This window comes from Agromyces tropicus (assembly GCF_039531345.1).
Taxonomy (GTDB): domain Bacteria; phylum Actinomycetota; class Actinomycetes; order Actinomycetales; family Microbacteriaceae; genus Agromyces; species Agromyces tropicus.
In genome coordinates, this window is the sequence record NZ_BAAAPW010000001.1 from 509,282 (window position 1) to 526,943 (window position 17,662).

Sequence of the window (17,662 nt, forward strand, 5' to 3'; positions counted from 1 at the left end):
AGCCGATGCGACTCGTCGGGGCGACAGGATTCGAACCTGCGACCTCCCGCTCCCAAAGCGGGCGCTCTAGCCAAGCTGAGCTACGCCCCGAGTCGCCGGCTTGACTCGCCGGTCCGGCGCGACGGCGCGACGGAGCACGTCGAAGCGCGGATGGACCCCCGAAAGTCTACTGCACACGCCGCGGTGCCCCGTGGACGCGTGGGCGCGACCCGTCCGCGCGGACTGTGGACGGCCGGATCTCGGTGTGGACACCGAGTCCCACGGGCCGCCCGGCGTGCCAGAGTGTGCGCATGACCGAGCCGACGCCCCCCGCAGCGTCCGAACTCCGCCGCTGGCCCAGCCATCCCGACCTGCTCGTCGACACCGGCAGATGCCCGGCCTGCTTCACGCCGCTGCAGGGCCCGGTGTGCGGGGCGTGCGGCCTCCGCCTCGACGTCCCGGAGGCCGCCGAGCTCCTCGCGGCCGGAGCGCGCGTTCGCGATGCCGAGACGGCGCGGCAGGCGCTCATCACCCGCCTGCGCGCCGCGCAGGATGCGACGGCGGCGGCGAGGCTCGCGCCGGTCGTCGCCGCCGCGGCGCCCGCGGTGACGGCACCGGTCGCGAGCCTCGGGTCGGAGTCGCCGCCGACGATGCGGCCGGTCGCACCCGCTGCCGGAGCGGAGGCGCCGGCAGCGGAGTCGGCGTCGCCGCCTCCGCCGACGCCGGGTCGGGCCGCGTCCGTCGTCGGGGAGCGCGACGCCGCCCCGCCGCCGGAGACGCGCGACGCGGGCACGACGCCCGCCCCGCGTCGATCGGGCGTGCAGGTGCTGCTGCTGGTGCTCGGCGTCGTGCTGCTCTCGGTCGCCGCGATCGTCTTCCTGGTCGTCGCCTGGGTCATCGCGTCGCTCGAGGTCCGCTCGGTCGTGATCGCGGCCGCGAGCGTGGTCGTGCTCGGCCTCGCCTGGCTGCTCCGTGCGCGCGGGCTGCCCGGCACGGGCGAGGGGGTGGCCGCGGTGGCCGCGGTGCTCCTGCTGCTCGACGCGTGGATCGTGCGCGCGAACGACGTGTTCGGCGCAGCCGCCGTCGACGGTGCGTCGTACTGGGCGCTCGCCCTCCTCGCGGTCGCGGCGGCCCTCGCCGCCGCGGGCGCCGCCGGTCGACTCCGCCTCCCGCGCATCGCGGCAGCGGCGCTGGCCCCGACCGGCGCGTTCGTCGGCGGCGTCGCGCTCGCTCCGGACGACGAGCCCGGGACCGCGGCGTGGCTCGGCGGCATCCTGGTGCTCCTGCTCGCGACCGCGTCCCGGGCGCTGCCGGACGTCGAGCGGACGATCGTGCGCTCGTTCGGCGCGGCGGGCGGCGGCGCGGCGATCCTCGCTGCGGCGTTCGCCGTACCGGGCGCCGAACCCGTACCCGTCTGGTCGTTCCTCGCCGTCGCGCTGTCGTGGGCGGTCCTCCTCGTCGCGACGCCGGCGCCGAGCGCCTGGCGCGTCGCCGCCGCGGCAGCGGTGGGGCTCGCCGTACCCCTCGGGCCCGTGCTCTGGGTCGCGGCGGACCTCGAGGTGGGGCACGCCGTCTGGGCGGCGCCCGCGATCGCGGGCGCCGTCGCCGTCGCCGCCGCGCTGCTCACCCGCGTCGGGTGGGCGCGCCGCGACGCGCGCCCGGCGTTCCTCGCGTCCGCGGTCGTGCTCGCCGTCGCCGTCGTCCCGGCGCTCGTCGTCGCGGCGGGCACGGCCCTCGACCTGCAGGCGTTCGTCGTGCGCTCGTGGGGGTTCGCGGCGACCTTCCCGTCCCCGCGACCGTTCGACGACGCGGTGACGCTCGGGGCGACGATCGGGGTGCTCCTCGGCGCCGTCGCGACCACGGCCGTCCTGTGGGCGTTCCGGCGGATGCCGCGGCTCGTCGCCGCGGCCATCGCCGCGTGGCTCGTGGCGGGGCTGTCGGCGGCCGTGCTCGCTCCCTCGCCGATGGCCACCTCCGCCGTCCTCCTCGTCGTCGCCGCGGGCGCCCTCGCCACGGCGACCGCGCCCGTCGTGCGCACGGTGCCGGCGTCGACGCCGGTGCTGGCGTCGGGCGGCATCCTGGCGGCCCTCGCCGCCTGGGGGCTCGCCCACACCGAGGCGTCGCTGTGGTGGTGGACGATGCCCGCGGTGCTCGTCCTCGCCGTCGCCGGCCGCGGCCTCGCCGGAGCGGTCTGGCCGACGGCGGGCGTCGTGCTCGCCCGCGCCGCGCACGTCGTCGGCGCCGCCCTCATCGTGCTCGCGGCCGCGTGGACACTCCCCGGCTGGCTCGCCGCCACCGGCTCGAGCGTGGGAGCGCCGTGGGGTGATCCGCCGTTCGTCACGGGGCTCGTCGGCGCGCTCGGCCTCGCGGCGCTCGCGGTGCTCCGGCGGATGCCACGACCGGACCGCATCGCCGGCGGCCTCGTGCTCGTGGGTGGCGCGATGACCGCCGACACCGTGCAGGCCGCCGCGGCGGCGGGCGGCCTCGCGTGGGTCCCGCCGCTGGTGCTCGCGACGACCGGAGTCGCGTGGGTGCGCTCGGACCTGTCCGCGATGCGCATCGCCCTCGCGATGGCCACGCCGCTCGCGCTCGGATTCACGGCGGCCGGAGTCGTCGCGTCCCTCGACGGCGCGTCGGTCGCCGTCGGCCTCGCCATCGCCGCGCTCGTCGCGGCGGCGGCGGCGCACCTCGTGCTCGGACCCGATCGCGACGCTCGGGTGGCCTGGTCGGCCGCTGGGGCCCTGCTGACGCTGCTCGCCGTGCTCATGGTGGCACCGCCCGCGGCCGCGTCGGCGACCACCTGGGTCGCGCTGCTGCTGCTCGCGCCGGTCCCGGTGGTCCTCGCCGCCCTGTGGGGCGACCCGGTCGGCGGCCCGTCCCCCGCCCGTCACGCGTCATGGGGCACGCTCGTGCTCGGCGTGGGCAGTGCCTGGGCGTGGTCGGCCGAGCGCGGCGCGGACGCGCCGGAGTGGTACACCCTGCCCCTGGCCGCGGGCCTGCTCGCCGCCGGAGTGCTCATCGCATGGCGGCGTCCGGCCCCCGGCGTCGGGAGTTCCGGCCGAACCGTCGTGCTCGGGGCGGGCGCCGCCGTCGCCGTGCTCCCGAGCGTCGCGACGGCGGGAGCGTCCGAGCCGCGCACGCTGGTCCTGGTGGCCGTGGGTGCGATCCTCGTGATCGCCGGCGCGTTCCTGCCTGCGGACCTCCGCGGCGTGCCCGCCCGGCTGCTCGTCGTCGCGACCGGGTGGACGGCCGCGACCGGCGCGGCCCTGGTCCGCGGCACGGCCGTCGCAGGCGATGCCCCGAGCGGCCTCCCCGTCGAGTTCTGGCCGATCCTCGCACTCGCCGTCGGCGTGACCGCCGCCGTCCTCTGGAGCCGCCAGGAGGCACCGCCGGCCCAGGCGGCGGAGGCGGGCCTCGCGGTGTCCGTCGCGGTCGCGACGCTGCCGAGCTGGCTCGCGATGGCGGAGGGCTCGGAGTCCGTCGCCCGAGCGCTCGTCCTGTTCCCCGCCCTGGCCGTCCTGCACGTGCTCGCCACGGCGACCCGCATGCGGCCGCTCGGCGGGCCGTGGCTCGCGTGGACGAGCCTCGCGACCGCCGCCGCGCTCGGCGCCGTCGTGCTCGTGGCGGACGCGGTCCGTCCGTTCGACCTCGTGACCGTGCCGATCGGCGCGGCGCTGGTCGGCGCGGGCGCCATCCGGCTGCGTCGCTCGCCCTCGGCGGGCAGCTGGCCGACCCTCGGCCCGGGGCTCGCGGTCCTGCTCCTGCCGGCGCTGCTCGCGGACTGGACGGATCCGGTGCTCTGGAGGCTCGTCGCGCTCGGGGTGGTCGCCGCCGCTGCGGTCGTCGTCGGTGCCGTGCGCCGCCTGCAGGCCCCGTTGCTGCTGGGCGGTTCCGTGCTGCTCGTCCACGCCGTCGCCCAGCTCTGGCCGTGGATCAGCCTGCTCTACCGGGCGGTGTGGTGGTGGCTGTGGCTCGGACTCGCCGGTGCCCTGCTGATCGTGCTCGCGGCGACGTACGAGCGGCAGGTGCGGTTCGCGCGCGGCGCGGTGCGCACCATCGCCGCACTCAGGTAGCGGCCGGCGCCTCCCCGGCTCGCACCCGTGCGTCGGTGCGCGTCGGCCGATCGCCGACGTGTACGATGATGCAGTGCCCGCGACGCGGGTGCTCGGGGATGTAGCTCAATGGTAGAGCCTCAGTCTTCCAAACTGATGGTGCGGGTTCGATTCCCGTCATCCCCTCCGATTCCCTCACCGGCTCCGATCGCCTCCACCGGCGTCCGGTCTCCGGCCCTCGCGACGCACGGCTCCGCCCGGGAGATGGCCGATCCGGCCCCGGTTCACTCCGTCGCGGGCGCGGGCTGCGCACGGTGCCGGGGCACGAGCACGTTCAGGGCCACGCCGAACAGGATGAAGAGCACGCCGACACCTGCCGCGAACAGCGCGAGGCCGAACGAGACGACCGAGGTGAAGAGCGAGGCACGCAGGAACGACGCGGTCATGACCGTCTGGCGTGCCGGGTCGTCCCGGTCGAGCTCGGCGTAGGTCGAGCCGTCGGTCGCCTCGAGCGCGTGGTGGTTGATCACGTCGGCCTGGATGTACGCGGAGATCGGCCCGGTGACCTGCTGGCCCTGCATGGCCATCGCGTCGTCGGGGATCGTGATGTTCTCGGCCCGCAGCTGCGTGGACACCCCGATCCACGCGACGATGCCGACGACGATCAGGAGGATGCCGCCCACGATGCCGAGCCAGGCGATCACGCGGATCGTCCTTCCCTGGCCCTGGCTGAGGACGACGGTGGCGTTCGAGTCGGACATGATCGCTGGGTTCCCCTCGTTCGGATGCGTCTCGCGTTGCGACGCTAGCGAGCGGGGCGGCGCACGGATGGGGCCTTGGACCCATGCGCCCGGGTGCGCCCGCCCGACTGTCAAGCCCCTGCGAGTCCGGCGGGAATCCGGCGGCCCCGACGCGGGTTGGTCGTAGCGTGGCAACTACGTCACGAGTGGAAGGGGACCACATGACCGACTCGAAGACCACCGAGACCACCAACGCCCCGATGAGCGGCGCCGACCCCGAGGTCGCCTCCGGGGTCTCGCAGTTCTTCACCCCGCTCGTCCACGAGCTCACGGCGCTCGCGGTGAACGGCAGGCAGGCGCACTGGAACGTGCGCGGTCGCGACTTCCTCGAGGTGCACGAGTTCCTCGACACGGTCGTCGACCACGCCCAGGAGTGGGCCGACCTCGCCGCGGAGCGCGTCGTCGCCCTCGGCCTGCCGATCGACGCCCGCCTCGCGACCATCGCGAAGGAGAGCGGCGCCGTGAACCCCGCCGCGGGCTTCAAGCAGTCCGACGAGACGATCGCCGACGTCGTCGCGCAGATCGACGTCGCGACCGCACGCGTGAACGCGGCGATCGAGGGCCTCGAGGAGCTCGACCCCGCGAGCCAGGACGTCGCGATCGCGATCCGGCAGGGCCTGGACAAGGACCGCTGGTTCCTGGCGGCCCACGTGAGCGTGAAGTAGGGACGGGGACCGAGCCCCGAAACTCCGCGGCGAACGCTGCGGCAGCACGGGCCCGGGTGCAGAATGCCGACATGGCGGATGCGCCCGGGCCCGACCCGTCGCCGCCGGCCCAGGGGGAGCGCCCGTCGGCCGACGGGCTCAGCGACGCGCAGCGCTCACTCCGCGCGCAGATGCTCGCGACCGAGCACTGGAGCCTGCTCGCCTCGCGCAGCACGACGCAGAGCGAGGTGCTGACGCGCATCGCGATCTTCCTCACGCTCGTGTCGGCCGGGCTCGTGACGCTGGGCGTGCTGGGCAACGTGACGCGCTTCCAGGGATGGTTCGGCGTGGCCGCGCTCGGGGTGCTCCTGCTGCTCGTGCTGCTCGGCTTCATCACCCAGAAGCGCGTGCTCAACGCCTCGCTCGACGACCTCGTGTGCGTCATCGCCATGAACCGGCTCCGCGGCGCGTACCTCGACCTCGACCCCGGCCTCGCGCCGTACCTGATCTCCTCGGCGAACGACGACGAGGCCGGCGCCCACCGGACCTACTACCCGTTCAGCGCCCGTCCGGGGCAGATCTTCGCGAGCTCCGGGATGGTGATGACCGTGGTGGAGGCGGCGGTGCTCGGACTGTTCGTCGGCGGCGTCGTCGTCGGCGTCGACGGCCCGACCTGGCTGGCGGTCGCGCTCGGAGCCATCGCCGCGGTCGCCAACGTCGTCGTGTGGGCGGTCGTCGGATTCCGAGGCTATGTCGCGGTCTTCCGCCTGCACGCGCCGCTGCGGACGACGGAACCGGACGACTGACCCGGGCGGGTCCCGGGAGTCAGCGCCGCAGCCAGGCGAGCACGGCGAGCACGCGTCGGTGGTCGGTCCCCGAGTCCTCGAGGCCGAGCTTCTGGAAGATCGAGGTGACGTTCTTCTCGACGGCACCGACCCCGATGTAGAGCTGTGCGGCGATGCCGCCGTTCGTCCGGCCCTCCGCCATGAGCTCGAGCACCTCCCGCTCACGCGGCGTGAGGGAGGCGAGCGGGTCGCCGCGACGTGCGAGCAGCTCGCGCACGACCTGCGGATCGAGCACCGTGCCGCCGTCGCGGATCCGCAGCACGGCGTCCTGCAGGTCGTCGAGCGAGGCGACGCGGTCCTTGAGCAGGTAGCCCATGCCGCCGTCGGCCGACGACAGCAGTTCGTGGGCGTAGGTCCCCTCGACGTACTGGCTGAGCAGCAGCACGCCCGTGCCGGGACGCCGCCGACGCAGCTCGATGGCCGCCCGCACACCCTCGTCCCGGAAGGTCGGCGGCATCCGCACGTCGAGCACCGCGACCTCGGGTGCCGTGCGATCGAGGTCCGCCAGGAGCGCCTCGGCGTCGCCGTAGGCGCCGACCGTCTCGAACCCGGCCTCGTCGAAGAGCCGCACCAGGCCCTCGCGGAGGAGCATGGAGTCCTCCGCGAGCACGACGCGGACGGGCTGGTCGGGCTGGATCACGGGCCCACCCCATCGACGGGCGAGTAGGGGAAGTGCGCGCCGACGACGGTCGGACCGCCGACCGGACTGTCGACGATGAGCACGCCGCCGAGCCCGCGGACGCGGCCCTCGAGCCCGGCGAGTCCGTGACCCGGCGACGCGACCGCGCCGCCGCGACCGTTGTCGGTCACCCAGAGGTCGAGCCAGTGCCCCGTCGCCCCGGTGTCGCGCACCGAGATCCGCAGCCGGATGGCACTCGCGCCGGAGTGCTTCACGGCGTTGGTGAGCAGCTCGGCCGCGATGAAGTACGCGTTGCGCTCGATCGCCGCCGGCAGCGCGGCGCCCTCCGGCAGGCGCACCTCGAGGGCGACCGGCACGGGGCTCCGCCCGGCGAGCGACTCGAGCGCGCTGCCCAGCCCGCGATCCTGGAGCAGCGGGGGCGCGAACCCGCGCGAGAGTGCACGCAGCTCCTCGAGCGTGTCGCGGGCCTGATCCCGCGCCTCGCCGAGCAGGTCGCGGGCGGCATCGGGATCGGCGTCGAGCTTGCGCTCGATCGCGGCCAGGTCCATCTGCAGGCGGACGAGGCGCTGCTGCGGACCGTCGTGGATGTCGCGCTCGAGCCGGCGCAGCGCGGCATCCTCGGCCTGGACGGCCGCGCCTCGCGAGGCCGCCAGCTGCTCGACCTGGCGCTCGAGCGCCTCGGACCGCCACGCGCCGAGCATGCCGCGACCGACCGCGTCGTGGATCCACGTGAACCCCGCGGCGATGAACGGCAGCGTCAGCAGGAACAGGGCCCCGAGCACGAACTGGGCGATCGCCTCGAGCGCGACCGGATCGAGGCCGATCGCCGTCGAGCCGCCGGGCCACACCCGGTCGAGCAGCCACTCGGCGGGCAGGCTGTCACCGGCACGATCGGGGAGGAAGACCGCCCAGATCCAGTACGTCAGGCCGCCGAGCGCCACCGACAGCCAGACCACGGTGATGGTCCAGCTCACGAGCGCCACGATCGGCGCGACGACCATGCCGTGCAGCAGGTACAGCCAGTAGTGGCCGTCGACGAACGGGGCGAAGAAGGCTCGCCAGGGACCCTCGCCGACGGGTGCGGCGGCATCCCACCGCGGTCGGCGGATGGCGGGACGACCGGCCCACTCGAGGCGCACGAGCTCGAAGGTCCCGAATCCGCGCGCCGTGTAGAGCGCCGCCACGACGATGACGAGGCCCACCACGATGACGAGCAGGCTCGCCCCGGTCGAGAACAGCGTCACGAGGACCGTGAACGCCACGATCGCCACCGGGAGGCCGAGCAGGAGGTAGCCGAGTTCGCGCGGCAACGACGCCCAGAGTCCGCCGTAGCCTCGGCGTCGGGGTCGGACGGCGGCGGCCGACACGGTCGGGCCGGTCGGGGCCGCCTCGTGCGCGACCGCGGCGTCGGCGGCCGGTGCGGTCGCGCGCGGCTCGTCGGCGCCGGACGGCGTGCCCGCGGCATGCGGGTCGGTGCTGGTGGTCATGGTCGTTCGTCTCCTCGGTCATCGTCGCACGCCGGGCCGGCTCAGGGCACTCGGCTGCATCATGCCTTCGAGCCTCGCGGCCGGCGGCCCCCGTACCCACCCGACGCGCACCCGGATCGGATCGGGGGTTCGCCCCCCCTCCCGCACGGGCTCGAGGCGGGCGCTACAGCGCGTCGTGGGTCGCGCGCCCGGCGAGGAGCGTGAGCGCCACCGGCATCCGTCGCAGTTCGTCCGACGTCGCCGCGAGCGGGTCGAGCTCGACGACGGCGAGGTCGGCGACCATCCCCTCGCGCACCTCGGCGCCGGCGCCGTCCGTCGACGCGGCGAGCGCGAGCCGCGCGTCGATCGCCTGCTCCGGATGCCACGGCTCGCGGCCGTCCCGCGACCGCCCGACGGCGGCGGCGATCGCGATCCACGGGTCGAGCGGTGCGACCGGTGCGTCGGAGCCGAGCGCGAGCGCGACGCCGGCGGCGGCGAGGTCGCGCAGCATGAACGCCCGGTCGGTGCGGCCAGCCCAGTAGACCTCGGCGACGTCGCGGTCGTCCATCGCGTGCTCCGGCTGCACGCTGGCCACGACCCCGAGCGCCGCGAAGCGCTCCAGGTCGTCGCGGCGCAGCAGCTGGGCGTGCTCGATCGAGGCGCGGCCGCCCCAGCCGCCGGGGCGCACCGCGGCCAGCGCGTCGAGCGCGCGTCCGTTGGCGCGGTCCCCGATCGCGTGCACGGCCGGGGCGAGTCCGATGCGCTCGGCGTGCCGGAGGTGCGGGACGAGCTCGTCGTACGGCACGTTCACGAGTCCGTGCGGATGCTCGTCCGGGCCGAGCCCCGGGTACGGATCGACGCACCACGCGGTGCGGGTGTTGAGCGAGCCGTCGGTGATGACCTTGTAGGGGCCGACCCGGACGAGTCCGTGCGTGTCGACGGCGTCGCCCGTGCGCAGGCCCGCCGCCTCCGCACGGCCGAGGTCGCGGGTGTAGACGCCGAACCGGACGCGGAGCGCGTCGGCGCCGCCGACGGCGCGGCGCGCCCAGTCGTCGCGGTTCCAGCGCATCTCGAGGTCGACGACCCCGACCACGCCGCGCGCGGCGGCCCGGCGCGACGCCTCGTCGACCCACGCGTCGAGCACGTCGTCGGGCAGGTCGTCGAGCTCGCGGACCAGCCGGAAGCAGTCGTCCTCGCGGAGCACCCCCGACTCCCCCGCCGCGTCGAGTGCTCCGTGGCGGCGCGCGGCGGCCCGGTTCACCCAGCAGGAGTGCAGGTCGGCCGCGACGAGCACGACCGGGACCTCGCCGGCGGCGGCGTCCAGTCCGTCCAGGGTCGGTGCGTCGGGCCAGAGGCCGTCCCGGTAGCCGAAGCCGACGACCTCGGTCGCGCCGGCGGCGACGGATGCCGCGACGAGCGCGATCGCGTCGGCGGCCGACCCCGCCCTCCCGAGGTCGAGCCGGCGCGACACCATCGCCCACTGCGAGAGGTGCACGTGACGGTCCCAGAGCCCGGGAACGATCCAGCGGCCGGCGAGCTCGACGCGTCGTGCGCCTCGCGGGGCGGGCAGGCCTCCGGCCGGCGCGACGGTGCGCACGACGCCGTCGGCGACGTGGAGGTCGACCGGCAGCGCCTCGCCGGGGAGTCGTCCGCCGGCGAGCAGGAGTGCGCCAGGGGCGGCCGCGGCATCCGTCGTCGTCATGCGCCGGGGTGCCGGGCGGCCGCCGCCCTCGCCGCGCGGAGGAGCTCGTGGGTGCGCCGCATCTCCGCGGCGAGCGCGGGGCTCGCGTACGGACCGTCGCCCTCGAGCTCCCCGATGATGCGGTCGACGGTCGCGTCGGGCCGGTTCTGGCTCATCTTGTGCTTCGCCACGAACCGCGTGATCGGGATGCGGAGGCCGACCGTGCCCGCCGCCAGCCGTTCGGCGTACGCCGCGTCGTCCGGGTCCGCCCGCAGGGCTCGGGGCTCGGGCAGGCGCTGCTCGAAGTGGTCGACGAGCGCCTCGAGCACCCGCAGGTTCTCCGCAGGGTCGAGCAGCTCGGGCCTGCCGGTGAGGTGCGCGGCCGTGAAGTTCCAGGTGGGCACTGCCGGGTCCGGCCCGTACCATCCGGACGAGACGTAGCCGTGGGGGCCCTGCACGATCACGAGCACCTCGTGCCGGCCGAGCTCGTGCACGACCTCGTCGGGGCGCCCGACGTGCGTGAGCAGCACGATCCCGTCGGCGTCCTCGTCGAGCAGCACCGGGTAGTGCGAGGCCACGAGCCCGGAGGCATCCGTCATGCTCACGATGGTCGCCCACGGGTGCTCGCGGACGAGGCGCTTCACGCCGTCCTCGCTCGCGAGGGTGAAGCTCGGGTTCTGTCTCATGCCGCTCCTACGCCTGGTCGACCGGGCACCAGTACAGCTTCCGGGCGCCCATCTCCTCGAGCACGATGTTCGTGCCGCACACCCGGCACGGCAGGCCCTCGCGCTTGTACACCCAGTGCCGGTCCTCGCGGTTGGCCATGGCCTTGGTCCACGCCTCGCCCTCGAGGCCGTCCATGGTCATCATCTGCCCGGTCTCGACCCCGATCCGCAGGAGCCGTGACCAGTCCCGCCAGAGTCCGCGGACGGTCTCCTCCGGCACGAGGCGGCCGGGCGTGTGGGGGTTCAGCCGGGCGCGGAAGAGCAGCTCGGCGCGGTACACGTTGCCGATGCCGGAGACGACGTTCTGGTCCATGAGGAGCAGGCCGATCGGGGTCGGCTTGCGCCGGACCACGCTCGTGAAGCGCTCCTCGGCGTCGGGGCCGTCGTCGATGAGCGGGTCGGGGCCGAGCCGACCGACGACCTGCTCGACCTGCGCCGGGTCGAGCACCTCGCATGCGGTCGGCCCGCGGAGGTCGGCGACGACCGTGTCGGTGAGCAGCCGCACGCGGACCTGGCCGATCGGCTCGGGCGGGAACGACTCGAGCCCGTCGCCCTCCTTCTCGGACTCCGACATCCGCAGCCGCGTGCGCCGGGGCGCGCCGATCGAGGTGATCGAGTTCTCGCCGGCGGAGTCGAGGACCACCGCGTCGGGGTTCGGCCCGTCGAGGAAGGTGCCCTTCTGGTTCGTCTGGCCCATCCGCCCGTTCGCGGAGGCGATGGTCGCGTCCATGAGGATGTCGCCCGCGAAGTCCCACGCGCCGTACATGCCGAGGTGCACCCGGAGCCAGCGGTCGCCCTCGAAGCCGAGGAACATCTGCTTGCCGACGGCGCGTGCGTCCACCATCCGCCGGCCGTCGAGGTCGGCCGCGCCGTCGGCGAAGCGGCCCTGCGGGCTCGACGCGTGCACGACGCGGCCGACGAAGTTGCGCTCGAACTGGCGGGTGATGCGGTGGACGGAGTGGCCCTCGGGCACGCGCTACTCCGCGGGGGCCTCGACGACGCGGCCCGTCGAGCCGTCGACGTCGACGCCCTTGCCGGCGATGTCGCCCGTGCGCTCGTACTCGGCGAGCTGGCCGATGCGCCGGACGTGCCGCTCGTCGCCCGAGAACGGCTCCGCGATGAAGGCGTCGATGTATCGGATCGCCTCCTCGACGGTGTGCTGGCGGGCGCCGATCGAGATGACGTTCGCGTCGTTGTGCTGTCGAGCGAGGAGCGCGGTGTCCATGCTCCACACCAGCGCCGCGCGGATGCCCTCGACCTTGTTCGCCGCGATCTGCTCCCCGTTGCCCGAGCCGCCGAACACGACGCCGAGGGTGCGCACGCCCGCGGCCTGGTCGCGCGCCACGGCGAGCGCGGCGTTGATGCAGAAGGCCGGGTAGTCGTCGAGCGGGTCGTACCCGGTCGGGCCGTGGTCCACGACCTCGTGGCCGCCGTTGATCAGGTGCGCCTGGAGGGTCCGGCTGAACTCGAGGCCCGCGTGGTCGGTCGCGATGTGGATGCGCATGGGGCAAGTCTAGGGAGCCGCGGCCCCCTGCCGGGGCGGGGGTCGCACGACTAGGCTGATCGGGTTGTCCCGCGCCACGAACGCCGGGGCGACGCATCCGTTCGACGCAGATGGAGACCTGAGTGCCTGGAGAGAACCTCACCCGCATCGAGGCCGAGGAGCGCGCCGCGCTCGTCACGGTGCACGACTACGACGTCCGGCTGGACGTGACGACCGGGCCGGAGGTGTTCCGCTCCGAGACGACGGTGCGGTTCGCCGCCCGGAAGGGCGCGTCGACGTTCATCGACGCGATCACGGCAACCGTGCACTCGGTCACGCTGAACGGCCGCGAGCTCGACCCGGCCGAGGTCGGCGACGGGGTGCGGATCCAGCTGCCCGACCTCGAGGACGAGAACGAGCTCACGGTCGTCGCCGACGGCCGGTACATGCACACGGGCGAGGGGCTGCACCGCTTCGTCGACCCGGTCGACGACGAGGTCTACCTGTACACCCAGTTCGAGGTGCCCGACTCGCGCCGCATGTACGCGGTGTTCGAGCAGCCCGACCTGAAGGCCGCGTTCCGCTTCACGGTGACGGCGCCCGCGCACTGGCAGGTCGTGTCGAACTCGCCGACCCCGGAGCCCGTCGACGCGCACGACGGTGCGAAGACGTGGGCCTTCGAGCCGACGCCGCGCATCTCGAGCTACATCACCGCCCTGGTCGCCGGGCCCTACGACGTCGTGCGCGACGAGCTGACGAGCGCCGACGGCCGCGTCATCCCGCTCGGCGTGTTCGCGCGCAAGAGCCTCTCGCAGTACCTCGACGCCGACTACGTGTTCGAGAAGACCAAGCAGGGCTTCGAGTACTTCGAGCGCAAGTTCGGCGTGCCCTACCCGTTCGCGAAGTACGACCAGCTGTTCGTGCCCGAGTACAACGCGGGCGCGATGGAGAACGCCGGCGCCGTCACGTTCACCGAGGTGTACGTCTTCCGCTCGAAGGTGACGGACGCCATCCGCGAGCGCCGCGTCGTGACGATCCTGCACGAGCTCGCGCACATGTGGTTCGGCGACCTCGTGACCATGAGGTGGTGGAACGACCTCTGGCTGAACGAGTCGTTCGCCGAGTGGGCGTCGACGATCGCCACGGCGGAGGCCACCGAGTGGGAGGGCGCCTGGACGACCTTCAACGCGATGGAGAAGAGCTGGGCGTACCGGCAGGACCAGCTGCCGTCGACGCACCCGATCGTCGCGGAGATCCGCGACCTCGAGGACGTGCTCGTGAACTTCGACGGCATCACCTACGCCAAGGGCGGGTCGGTGCTCAAGCAGCTCGTCGCCTGGGTCGGCGTCGACGAGTTCTTCGCGGGCGTCTCCGCGTACTTCCGGAAGCACGCGTGGGGCAACACCACGCTCGCCGACCTGCTCGCCGAGCTCGAGGTCTCCAGCGGACGCGACCTGTCGGGCTGGGGTGCGCTCTGGCTCGAGACCGCGGGCGTGAACACGCTGCGACCCGAGATCGAGACCGACCACGACGGCCGGATCACCTCGTTCGCCGTGCTGCAGTCGGCCACCGACGAGTACCCGACCCTGCGTCCGCACCGGCTCGCGATCGGCTTCTACAACCTGACCGACGGCAAGCTCGTGCGCGAGCACCGTGTGGAACTCGACGTCGACGGCGAGCGCACCGACGTCGCCGAGCTGGTCGGCCTCGAGAAGCCTGACCTCGTGCTGCTGAACGACGAGGACCTCGCGTACGCGAAGATCCGCCTCGACCCGGCCTCGCACGGCGTCGCCCTGGCGAACCTGTCGGAGATCGAGGACCCGCTGGCTCGGGCGATCGTATGGAGCTCCGTCTGGGACGCCACGCGCGACGCCGAGACACGTGCGTCCGACTACCTGGCGCTCGTGCTCGGCAACATCGCGAGCGAGACCGAGTCGACGACGCTGCGGATCGTGCTGGCGAACTCGATCCTCTCGGCGAGCGCGTACACCGAACCCGGTCGACGCCACGACGCGCTGCGCCTGCTCGCCGATGGCTTCTGGGAGCTCGCGAGCGAGGCGGCGCCCGGCAGCGACGCGCAGTTCCAGTTCGTGAAGTCGTTCGCGGCGATCGCCGAGCACGGCTCGCACCTCGGCGACCTGCAGGGCCTGTACGCCGGCGACGTCGCCCTCGACGGCCTGTCGGTCGACACCGACCTCGGCTGGGAGTTGCTCATCGCGCTCGCTGCGGCGGGCCGTGCGGGCGACGACGACATCGACGCCCGACTCGCAGAGGACGACACCGTCACCGGCCGCGAGGCCGCAGCGAAGGCCCGCGCCGCGATCCCCACGATCGAGGCCAAGGAGCGCGCGTGGGCATCGATCGTCGACAGCGACGCCGCGACCAACTCGGTCGTGCGCGACACGGCGATCGGCTTCGTGCGGTCCGCCGACCCGGCCCTGCTCGAGGCGTTCGTCGACCGCTACTTCGACATGATCGGCCGCGTCTGGACCGAGCGCAGCTTCATGATCGCCGAGAAGCTCGTCGAGGGCCTGTACCCGTCGACCCTCGCGAACCGCACCCTGGCCGACGCGTCGCACGCGTGGCTCGACGCGAACCCCGAGGCGCCGGCGGCGCTGCGGCGCCTGGTGGTCGAGAGCGTGGCGGGCGTCGACCGCGCGCTCGCCGCGCAGGCGCGCGACGCCGAGGGCGCCTGATGTCGGGTCGTCCGGACCTCACCCGGGCCGAGGCCGAGGAGCGCGCCGCGCTCCTCGGCTCGCCCGCGTACGAGGTCACGCTCGACCTGACCGGCGACCGCCGCTTCCGCTCGGACACGCTCGTGCGGTTCACGGCGACCCCGGGCGCCTCGACGTTCATCGAGGCGACGACCGCCGAGCTGCACGAGGTGGTCCTGAACGGGCGCCCGCTCGAGGTCGCGACCGTCTCGGACGGCTACCGCATCCGCCTCGACGGACTCGAGGCGGAGAACGAGCTGCTCGTCGTGTCGACGCGCGAGTACACGAACACCGGCGAGGGGCTGCACCGCTTCGTCGACCCCGTCGACGGGGAGGCGTACCTCTACACGGAGTTCGCGGTCGCCGAGGCCAACCGCGTGTACGCCGTGTTCGACCAGCCCGACCTCAAGGCGTCGGTGCGCTTCACGATCACCGCACCGGATCACTGGAGCGTGCTGAGCAACGCGCCGTCGCCCGAGCCGCACCCCGCGGCATCCGGCACCGCGGTCTGGGCGTTCGAGACCGGGCCGGTCATCTCGAGCTACATCGTCGCCATCATCGCCGGGCCCTACGCCTCCTGGCGGTCGACGGCCGCGAGCCGCGACGGGCGCGAGGTGCCGCTCGGCCTGTTCACGCGCGCCTCGCTCGCGCAGTACGCCGAGCCCGACGTCATGTTCGGTCTGGTGCGCGACGGCCTCGCGTTCTACGAGGCGGCGTTCGGCGTGCCCTACCCCTACGGCAAGTACGACCAGATCTTCGTGCCCGAGTACAACTGGGGCGCGATGGAGAACGTCGGCGCGGTGACGTTCAACGAGGGCTACCTGTTCCGGTCGCGCGTCTCCGACGCCCGCCGCGAGCAGCGCGCGATCGTCGTGCTGCACGAGCTCAGCCACATGTGGTTCGGCAACTCGGTGACGATGCGCTGGTGGAACGACCTGTGGCTCAACGAGTCGTTCGCGACGTGGGCGTCGACCCTCGCGACCTCGCAGGTGACCGAGTTCACCGACGTCTGGGCGACGTTCGCGAGCGACGAGAAGACGCACGCGGCCGAGCAGGACCAGCTGCCGTCGACCCATCCGATCGTCGCCGTGATCGACGACATCGGCGACGTCGAGGTCAACTTCGACGCGATCACGTACGACAAGGGCGCGTCGGTGCTCAAGCAGCTCGTCGCGTGGGTCGGCCTCGACGCGTTCCAGCGGGGCGTGGGCGCGTACCTGGCGCGCAACGGCGGCGGGAACGCGACGCTGGCCGACCTGCTCGCCGAGCTCGAGGTCGCGAGCGGCCGCGACCTCGCGGGCTGGTCCGAGGCCTGGCTCGAGACGGCGGGCGTGAACACGATGCGGCTCGAGGTCGAGACGGATGCCGCTGGCCTCATCACCGGGGCCAGGGTCCGGCAGTCGGCCGCCGCCTCGCACCCGACGCTGCGCCCGCATCGCGTGGCCGTCGGCTCGTACGACGACGTCGACGGGCGTCTCGAACGCGTGCACCGCGTCGAGCTCGACGTGGACGGCGCATCGACGGACGTGCCCGAGCTGGTGGGGCGTCCGCGCCCGGCGCTGCTGCTGGTGAACGACGACGACCTGACGTACGCGAAGGTCCGTCTCGACGAGCCGTCGTTCCGCACGGCACGCGACCGGCTCGCCGAGATCGCCGACCCCGTGGCCCGCGCCGTGATCCTCGGTTCGGCATGGGACGGCGTCCGTGACGCCGAGCTGCCCGCGAGCGACTTCGTGCGCCTGGTGGTCGCGAGCGTCGGCCACGAGACGCAGTCCGCCGCGCGCGGGCTCGCGCTCTCGCGGCTCGAGCTCGCCGCCGGACGGTACCTCGCGGACCATCACCGCGACGAGCTCGCCGAGGAGGCCGCCGACGCCGTGTGGGCGCTCGCGGAGCTCGCTCCCGAGGGATCCGACGCGCAGCTGCAGTTCGCGAAGGCCTTCACGCGGCTCGCGTGCGTCCCGGCGCACGCGGACGTCCTCGGCGCCCTCGCGTCCGGCGAGACGCGCCTGCCGGGACTCGACGTCGACCTCGACCTGCGCTGGGAGATCACCATCGCCCGCGCGCAGCTCGGCGCCGCCGACGACGCGGAGATCGACGCCGCGCTCGCCGCCGACGACACGGCGAAGGGCCGCCAGCTCGCGGAGACCGCGCGTGCCGCGCGTCCCGACCAGTCGTCGAAGGATGCCGCGTGGCGGCGCGTCGCGACCGACGCGTCGCTGTCGAACGACCTCGCACGCGCGATCGCCGACGGCTGGCAGCGCACAGACGACCCGGCCCTGCTCGCCGGTTCCGTCGACGACTACCTCGGCATGCTCGAGGGCGTCTGGGGCGAGCGCAGCTTCACTATGGCGTCGCTCATCGTGCGACGGCTCTTCCCCGCACCCGTCGTCGACGCGGCGCTCGCCGACCGGGTCCGGACGTGGCTGGACGCGCACCCCGAGCCCGCGCCGCTGCACCGCCTCGTCGCGGAGCAGCTCAGCGAACTCGACCGGGCGCTCGCGGCCCGGGAGTGCGACGCCGCAGACGACTGACCCGGCCCGCCCGCGAGGCCCGTCGAACGCTCCGCTCCGGAGCGTCCGGCGGGCCTCGCGGCGTCCAGCGTCCGCCCGGGCGCGCGCCGATACACTTCGATC

12 protein-coding genes and 2 tRNA genes are annotated in these 17,662 nt (G+C 74.1%); 6 read left to right on the forward strand and 8 right to left on the reverse strand.

Features of this window, described 5'->3' with window-relative positions; translation table 11 throughout:
• Nucleotides 1-15: 15 nt before the first annotated feature.
• A tRNA-Pro gene (locus ABD230_RS02405) sits at nucleotides 16-90 on the reverse strand.
• Nucleotides 91-290: 200 nt separating this feature from the next.
• Here ABD230_RS02405 and ABD230_RS02410 point away from each other — a divergent pair.
• On the forward strand, nucleotides 291-4,052 hold the full coding sequence (locus tag ABD230_RS02410) for an SCO7613 C-terminal domain-containing membrane protein (RefSeq protein WP_344369176.1): 3,762 nt from the start codon (nucleotides 291-293) through the stop codon (nucleotides 4,050-4,052).
• Nucleotides 4,053-4,146: 94 nt separating this feature from the next.
• Nucleotides 4,147-4,217, forward strand: a tRNA-Gly gene (locus tag ABD230_RS02415).
• A gap of 98 nt (nucleotides 4,218-4,315) precedes the next feature.
• On the opposite strand, the gene ABD230_RS02420 is transcribed toward ABD230_RS02415, so the two are convergent.
• Nucleotides 4,316-4,792, reverse strand: coding sequence for an aromatic ring-opening dioxygenase LigA (locus tag ABD230_RS02420; protein WP_344369178.1), 477 nt, complete (start codon nucleotides 4,790-4,792; stop codon nucleotides 4,316-4,318).
• 200 nt (nucleotides 4,793-4,992) lie between these two features.
• Here ABD230_RS02420 and ABD230_RS02425 point away from each other — a divergent pair, with 200 nt between their 5' ends.
• Nucleotides 4,993-5,496, forward strand: a complete 504-nt coding sequence (locus ABD230_RS02425; protein WP_344369179.1) for a Dps family protein — start codon at nucleotides 4,993-4,995, stop codon at nucleotides 5,494-5,496.
• Nucleotides 5,497-5,567: 71 nt separating this feature from the next.
• Complete coding sequence (locus ABD230_RS02430; RefSeq protein ID WP_344369180.1) at nucleotides 5,568-6,281, forward strand: hypothetical protein; 714 nt, start codon at nucleotides 5,568-5,570, stop codon at nucleotides 6,279-6,281.
• Nucleotides 6,282-6,300: 19 nt separating this feature from the next.
• Here ABD230_RS02430 and ABD230_RS02435 read toward each other — a convergent pair whose 3' ends face one another.
• The 6 genes from ABD230_RS02435 to ABD230_RS02460 all read right to left on the reverse strand — a co-directional run bounded on the left by ABD230_RS02435 (nucleotide 6,301) and on the right by ABD230_RS02460 (nucleotide 12,336).
• The gene (locus ABD230_RS02435) at nucleotides 6,301-6,960 is read right to left on the reverse strand and encodes a response regulator transcription factor (RefSeq protein WP_344369181.1); all 660 of its coding nucleotides are present in this window, start codon (nucleotides 6,958-6,960) and stop codon (nucleotides 6,301-6,303) included.
• A complete protein-coding gene (locus ABD230_RS02440) occupies nucleotides 6,957-8,447 on the reverse strand; it encodes a sensor histidine kinase (protein WP_344369183.1) in 1,491 nt (496 codons plus the stop codon). Before ABD230_RS02440 ends, ABD230_RS02435 begins: the two co-directional genes overlap by 4 nt.
• Nucleotides 8,448-8,610: 163 nt before the next feature.
• Nucleotides 8,611-10,128: an amidohydrolase gene (locus tag ABD230_RS02445; protein WP_344369185.1), complete on the reverse strand. Its 1,518-nt coding sequence runs from the start codon at nucleotides 10,126-10,128 to the stop codon at nucleotides 8,611-8,613.
• Nucleotides 10,125-10,793 carry an FMN-binding negative transcriptional regulator gene (locus ABD230_RS02450; RefSeq protein WP_344369186.1) on the reverse strand — a complete coding sequence of 223 codons (669 nt, stop codon included), beginning with the start codon at nucleotides 10,791-10,793 and terminating at the stop codon, nucleotides 10,125-10,127. The genes ABD230_RS02445 and ABD230_RS02450 overlap by 4 nt, the downstream gene beginning before the upstream one ends.
• 7 nt (nucleotides 10,794-10,800) lie before the next feature.
• A complete protein-coding gene (locus ABD230_RS02455; protein WP_344369188.1) occupies nucleotides 10,801-11,805 on the reverse strand; it encodes an Fpg/Nei family DNA glycosylase in 1,005 nt (334 codons plus the stop codon).
• A 3-nt stretch (nucleotides 11,806-11,808) separates the two neighbouring features.
• Entirely contained in the window at nucleotides 11,809-12,336 is a 528-nt protein-coding gene (locus tag ABD230_RS02460) for a ribose-5-phosphate isomerase (protein WP_344369190.1), read from the reverse strand.
• A 122-nt stretch (nucleotides 12,337-12,458) separates the two neighbouring features.
• Between ABD230_RS02460 and pepN (ABD230_RS02465) the strand changes: the two genes are divergently transcribed.
• Nucleotides 12,459-15,011 carry an aminopeptidase N gene (gene pepN / locus ABD230_RS02465; protein ID WP_344369192.1) on the forward strand — a complete coding sequence of 851 codons (2,553 nt, stop codon included), beginning with the start codon at nucleotides 12,459-12,461 and terminating at the stop codon, nucleotides 15,009-15,011.
• The gene (gene pepN, locus ABD230_RS02470; protein WP_344369194.1) at nucleotides 15,011-17,560 is read left to right on the forward strand and encodes an aminopeptidase N; all 2,550 of its coding nucleotides are present in this window, start codon (nucleotides 15,011-15,013) and stop codon (nucleotides 17,558-17,560) included. Before pepN (ABD230_RS02465) ends, pepN (ABD230_RS02470) begins: the two co-directional genes overlap by 1 nt.
• Nucleotides 17,561-17,662: the final 102 nt, after the last annotated feature.